This is a genomic window from Clostridium sp. HV4-5-A1G (genome assembly GCF_900184915.1).
Taxonomy (GTDB): Bacteria; Bacillota; Clostridia; order Clostridiales; family Clostridiaceae; genus Clostridium_B; species Clostridium_B aromativorans.
The window spans coordinates 1-6,352 of record NZ_FXYI02000195.1; the positions used below are offsets into that span (position 1 = coordinate 1).

5 protein-coding genes and 1 riboswitch are annotated in these 6,352 nt (G+C 33.2%); all 5 genes read right to left on the reverse strand.

Going from position 1 to position 6,352, the window contains the following annotated elements; genetic code table 11:
- Positions 1–172: 172 nt before the first annotated feature.
- Positions 173–391 carry a hypothetical protein gene (locus J5G60_RS15770; RefSeq protein WP_150358606.1) on the reverse strand — a complete coding sequence of 73 codons (219 nt, stop codon included), beginning with the start codon at positions 389–391 and terminating at the stop codon, positions 173–175.
- Positions 392–844: 453 nt separating this feature from the next.
- On the reverse strand, positions 845–1,525 hold the full coding sequence (locus tag J5G60_RS15775) for a ComF family protein (protein ID WP_150358607.1): 681 nt from the start codon (positions 1,523–1,525) through the stop codon (positions 845–847).
- Positions 1,498–2,523 (reverse strand): hypothetical protein, encoded by a 1,026-nt coding sequence (locus J5G60_RS15780; protein ID WP_150358608.1) that lies wholly within the window; start codon positions 2,521–2,523, stop codon positions 1,498–1,500. The genes J5G60_RS15775 and J5G60_RS15780 overlap by 28 nt, the downstream gene beginning before the upstream one ends.
- Complete coding sequence (gene recD2 / locus J5G60_RS15785; RefSeq protein ID WP_150358609.1) at positions 2,507–4,744, reverse strand: SF1B family DNA helicase RecD2; 2,238 nt, start codon at positions 4,742–4,744, stop codon at positions 2,507–2,509. Before recD2 ends, J5G60_RS15780 begins: the two co-directional genes overlap by 17 nt.
- Before the next feature lie 109 nt (positions 4,745–4,853).
- Positions 4,854–6,029 carry a methionine adenosyltransferase gene (gene metK, locus J5G60_RS15790; RefSeq protein ID WP_150358610.1) on the reverse strand — a complete coding sequence of 392 codons (1,176 nt, stop codon included), beginning with the start codon at positions 6,027–6,029 and terminating at the stop codon, positions 4,854–4,856.
- Positions 6,030–6,099: 70 nt separating this feature from the next.
- A riboswitch (SAM riboswitch) is annotated at positions 6,100–6,204 on the reverse strand.
- Positions 6,205–6,352: the final 148 nt, after the last annotated feature.

Genomic DNA, 6,352 nt, shown 5'->3' on the forward strand with positions numbered 1-6,352 from the left:
ATATAGTATATATAACTACTATGGTTAAAATATATTATATTTTTGTAATTTTCATGTGATACGTTATTTCTGTGCTGGTTGAAAATGCAGTTGCATTTAAGTTTAAAGTACCCTTCAACCGTAAGCACCATTTCAATAATTATCATTATTTAAATGATTTTAAATTTGTTTTTTAATTAACACTCAAATGTCTGATATATATAGAAAGTTCAAATCGAATATTCGTATATCCATCAAACGTAATTAATTGAGGATTAGGTTTGGGTATTACTTCAACTTCACATCTTCTATTTAATTTCTTATGTTCCGTTCTTATTTCCTTTATTTTACTTTCTAAATCCTCTAATTTACTTGTATTATAAACTATGGTAGCATTTGGAAAATCATACATTATACTCATCCTTTCAAATAATCATTCTTATTTTCGCTAAGGTTATTTCCTTAGACCACTTATAAGTATATATGGTTTCCATTACAGCTTAGTGTCATATTTATTAACTGTTTGTAATAAATTTTACCATCCTATGAACAAAATAAAAATAATTACCAATTAGGTCGGGAATTTTTATTTTAAAAAGGAAATATGACAGTCTATAAAGGACTGCCATACCGCACTATCAGTGCATTGTCAAGCTAGCTGACCTGGTCTTTGACCCCACACTCGCCTGCTGGAATTTTCACTACCCGGATTTATCCTCTCATTACTAACCCTCTCGCGTTTACAGCGGCAGGACTTACTTCTAAGCCGCACCATGCTCATTAAATATCTTATTTAACTTACGTGGATCGTTTTGCCTGCGACTGGCATCGACTTTCAACCACAGACCTAGCTCAACTATTAAAATTATACCCTACTTTTCGCTCCAGTCAATATATTAATTTTTTTTGCTCCATTTTTCAAAAGTTCAGAACCACAGCAAAAAGCAGTGGCTCCAGTAGTTAAAACATCATCTACCAACAAAACACTTTTGCCTTTAATACAACAGCTATTGTAAACTTTAAAACTTCCATATATGTTGTTCCATCTTTCTTCCCTGCTCAATCCTATTTGATCCATAGTATCTTTAGTCTTAGTTAAACAATGCACAACAGGTTTCCTAAAATGTTTTCCCAAAGTTCTCGCTAAATATTCACCCTGATTATATCCTCTCTTTTTAAAAGACTTCCTTGTCATGGGAACATATGTCAGCACATCAAAATGTATATTGTTGTTGCATATTGTATCTTTCATATAAGATGCTATTATATCCCCCGACTTAAAAGAATTCTTATATTTTAATTTTATTATAAGTTCCATCATGGCACCTGAATAATATGAACTGCTGTAACAGTTAAATTGACAGTTGTTGCTTTCAATTTGAAATCTATCCCTGCAAATTTTTATATTATCCTTACAAGTCCTACATATATTTTCACCGTCATATATATCCTTCTTGCAGAGTACACATTTCTCATCATTACAGTATATCAATCCCAATACACAATCCCACAAAAAAGCTAAATTTTCAACAAACCCATATCCCATGCTTCTCTGTTAAAGTTCCTGGTTATATCTCCGGCTTTTTCCATATCTTTCGTTTCTAAATTGGCTACCAATATAACCTCTCCCTTTACGTTCCTTCCACCTCTTTTCATACTCCCACATAAATAAACAAATTCTTTGTAGTTAAAATCCATATTATCAGCAAAATATACCATTATATTTGAATTTTTGCCATTAGATATAATCTGCTTGAAACTATCAGTTATCAATATTGAATCCTTCATTTCAAAAAATTTGCTCACAGATTTTTTACAGGATTCCTCTTTTTTGGTATAGCACAAGATATTTTTACATAAATTTTTACAATAATTATGTGTATAAGAATAAACGTTTGCTGCTTTAAATTCATCCGGAACATATATTATTGCTTTCTTACCTTCACTTAAAGACCATTTCAAATAGTCATATACTACAAATGGTATGTTCTTATTCATATCAAATCTAGTGAGTATAGTTCTAGGTTCTACTATAGGGCCTTCCCTCCCAATGGGGAAAAACAATTCTCTGCTATTTTCAAATATATTTTCTATGGAATATACAATCGCTTTACCCTGTTTATAAGTAAGTCTATCAATTAAATTAACTACCTCATATTTGTTGTATATCGAAAAGCTATTTATATCATCGTATATTACCAGCTGAAATTTCTTTTCTAATTTAAGCGCACTATGAAAACTACATACTTCAAGTAAACAATTCATATCGTTTCCTTCTTTTTTTATGTAGGCATAATTCCTAAAATCCGTATATTTTTTTACATTTTTTATTATACTAACTGTATTAGGTTTCTCATCCGTAATATAAATTACATTTTTATTTTGTCTAACATAGGTTATAATAATATCTATAAAAAACTCGGAAGAATTGTATGGAACAGAAATAATGCTTAGAAAATGTTCTCCAGACCCATTCCATTTCACTATTTCACTCTTTATTTGCTCCATTTTACTTATAAAATTCGTACTATTCCAAAGTAACATCCGTTTCACTCTCCATTATATCCATTATTCTGTATTTTAATAACGAATACCTTTCAAAACTTCTATTGTTATTTATCATAAAACTTAAAGCCCTTAAATCTCCTACCAATACCACCATCTGCTTTGCTCTAGTTATGGCAGTATACAATAAATTCCTGTTCATCAGCAAAGGAGGCCCCATAAATATTGGAAGAACAATTACCGGAAATTCGCTGCCTTGACTTTTATGTATAGTTATTGCATAAGACAAATCCAATTCATCTAAGTGCATACTATCATATACGACCCTTTTGTCCTCATCAAATACAACAGTCAATGTATTTTTTTCCTCATCTATGCACTCGATATATCCAAAATCGCCATTAAAAATTCCTATACCTTCTTCTGGATTTTGTTCTGAAATTCCAGTCCATTTCAAAGTATAATCATTTTTAATCTGCATTACCTTGTCACCCACTCTAAAGACAGTATTCCCAATTTTCTTTTCCTTCTTTTCCGAAGATTTTGGATTTAACACTTCCTGAAGTCTTGAATTTAAGTTGGATACTCCCAAAATCCCCTTCCTCATTGGAGACAATATCTGAATATGCTGCATTTTATTCCACTTTTTATTGAAATTTGGCAATCTTCTATCGATCAATCCCATGAGTATATCCATTATAGCAGAGGGTTCTCTACATTTTATAAAATAGAAATCCTTTAGTTTTCTGTTTAAAATAGGCATTTCCCCTGAATTTATCTTATGTGCATTCACTATGATCATGCTTTCCCTGGATTGTCTGAATATCTCCTTTAATCTAACTACCTTAATACAGCCACTATCAATAAAATCTCTGAGTACATTCCCCGGTCCCACTGAGGGCAGCTGCTGGGCATCTCCTACTATTACAAGTCTGGTTCCAACTGAAATAGCCTTTAATAAATTATTCATAAGCATTATGTCTATCATAGAAGCCTCATCTATAATTACCACATCACATTGAAGAGGTGACTCTTCTCCTCTAGAGAAAAACATGGATTCCTCATCATTTTCTACTCCCATATCAAGCAGCCTGTGTATAGTTTTTGCCTCTCTTTTAGTAGCCTCTGACATTCTTTTTGCTGCTCTCCCAGTAGGTGCACCCATAAGGACTTTATAATTTGCCTTCTCAAACAACTGAATTATACAATTTATAATTGTGGTTTTTCCCGTACCAGGCCCTCCTGTTATTATTTCTACACCATTTTTTACCGCTCCTTCAATAGCTTCTTTTTGAGAAGGTGCAAATTCAATGTGATTTACATTCTCAAAATTTTCAATCTCCTTATTTACATCAAAGCCTATATTCTCATAATTTGAAAAAGCTAGGGTTAAAATCTTTTTGGTTACACTCAATTCGCAATAGTAATATGCCATCGGAAACACACATAGTTTATCCTCATATTTTTCTAATTTTATTTTGCCATTTATTGAGTTCTCATATATATTCTTTTCTAATTCTTCTTCAGTTACTCCAAGTATATCTTTACCTTCCTTTATAAGTCTGTCTATGGGCATATAAGTATTTCCTAAACTACAAAACTGATTTACTACATACCTTATTCCGCTCTGTATCCTAAAATCAGAATTCTTTTCTATTCCAAGACTAGCAGCTATTCTATCGGCCGTTTTAAATCCTATCCCACCTATTTCTTCCGTAAGTATATAGGGATTTTCTTTTACCTTACGCACAGAATCACTTCCAAATTTCTTGTGTATTTTTACACACTGATTTGGAGTTACCCCATAAGTTTGTAAAAATATCATTATGTTCCTTATCTCATTTTGCCTGGAATAAGACTCTGCTATTAGAGCTATTTTTTTCTCTCCTATACCTTCTATTTCCCTTAGTCTATCTATGTTATCATCTAATACATGAAGAGTATCTTCTCCAAATTTCTTGACTATTTTTCTTGCAGTGACAGGTCCTATGCCCGATATTATTCCTGAAGCTAAATATCTTTCTATACCAGTAATAGTATTAGGCACTATTTCTTCAGAAACTTTAACTTTAAACTGACGCCCGAACTGAGGATGCAGTACCCATTCCCCCATGACCTTTAAATTCTTTCCCTCAGTTATATAGGGTATACAGCCTACTATAGTTACTATGTTCTCTCCTTCTTTCATTTTAGCAACTACATATCCATTGTCCTTATTTTGAAATATTACATCTTCTATAGTTCCCTGTAAATCCTGCATAGAATCTCTCCCATTTCAATATAACATATCATTTGAGTATAATTATAACACATCAATCCAATTTTAAAAAAGCTCTGTATAATTTATCATATACAAAGCTTTTGAATTTCTAAATATATTTTTTTATATCTTCGACTTTATCTAATCTCTCCCAGGGCAAATCTATATCTGTTCTTCCAAAATGTCCATAGGCTGCAACCTGTCTATATATAGGTCTTCTTAAATCCAAATCTCTTATTATAGCAGCAGGTCTCAGATCAAATACCTTTTCCACTATGTCAACTATTTTCTCCTCTGGCATTTTTCCTGTACCAAAAGTATCTATATTTATGGACACAGGCTTTGCTACTCCTATGGCATAAGCAAGTTGTATTTCCAATTTATCTGCCACACCTGCAGCTATCAAATTCTTCGCCACCCATCTTGCAGCATAGGCAGCTGATCTATCCACTTTAGTCGGATCTTTTCCCGAAAATGCTCCGCCGCCATGTCTTCCATATCCACCATAGGTATCCACTATTATCTTTCTTCCTGTAAGTCCTGAATCCCCTTGGGGTCCACCAACTACAAATCTTCCTGTAGGGTTTATAAGATATTTAGTATTTTCATCTAAGAAATCGGATGGTACAATTGGCTTTATGACATTCTCAATTATATCTCTTTCAATCTGTTCTTTAGTTTCCAATTCATCATGTTGGGCAGATACAACTATAGTGTCAACTCTAATGGGTTTATCGCCCTCATATTCTATAGTAACCTGAGTTTTACCATCCGGTCTTAAATAGTTCAAGATACCATCTTTTCTGACCTGAGAAAGCCTTTTTGCCAGTTTATGAGCTAGGCTTATTGGCATAGGCATGTATTCAGGAGTTTCATTAGTGGCAAATCCAAACATCATACCTTGATCTCCGGCTCCTATAGCATCTATTTCTTCCATTTGTCCTTTTTTTGCTTCTAAAGACTTATTAACACCAATTGCTATATCTGATGATTGTTCATCTATTGAAGTTATCACAGAACAAGTATCGCAATCAAATCCATATTTAGCCCTGGTATATCCTATTTCCTTTACAGTTTTTCTAACTATTTTGGGAATATCCACATAACACTTAGTCGATATTTCTCCCATAACCAATATCATGCCTGTAGTGGTAGCAGTTTCACAAGCTACTCTTCCATAAGGATCTTGTTCCAATATAGCATCCAGAATAGCATCTGAAATCTGATCACACATTTTATCCGGGTGTCCTTCTGTAACTGATTCAGACGTAAATAATTTTCTCACTTTCAATACCTCCACACTATATAAAAATAAAAACCTCTTCAAGTAAGAAGAGGTTAAATAATTAACTGCTCTCTTATCTTGCAAAGTCAACTTGCAGGAATTGGCACCTTGGCAAAATTTCTACTGGTTGCCGGGTTTCATCGGGCCATTTTCCCTCCACCTCTCTGGATAAGAGCTTTTATTATGAGCTTACAATATTTACAAAAAATCCTTATAAAATAAAAAACACTCCAATAGTGCTTTTTATGGTGGAGGAAGATGGATTCGAACCATCGAAGTCACTGACAACAGATTTACAGTCTGCCCCCTTTGGCCGCTCGGGA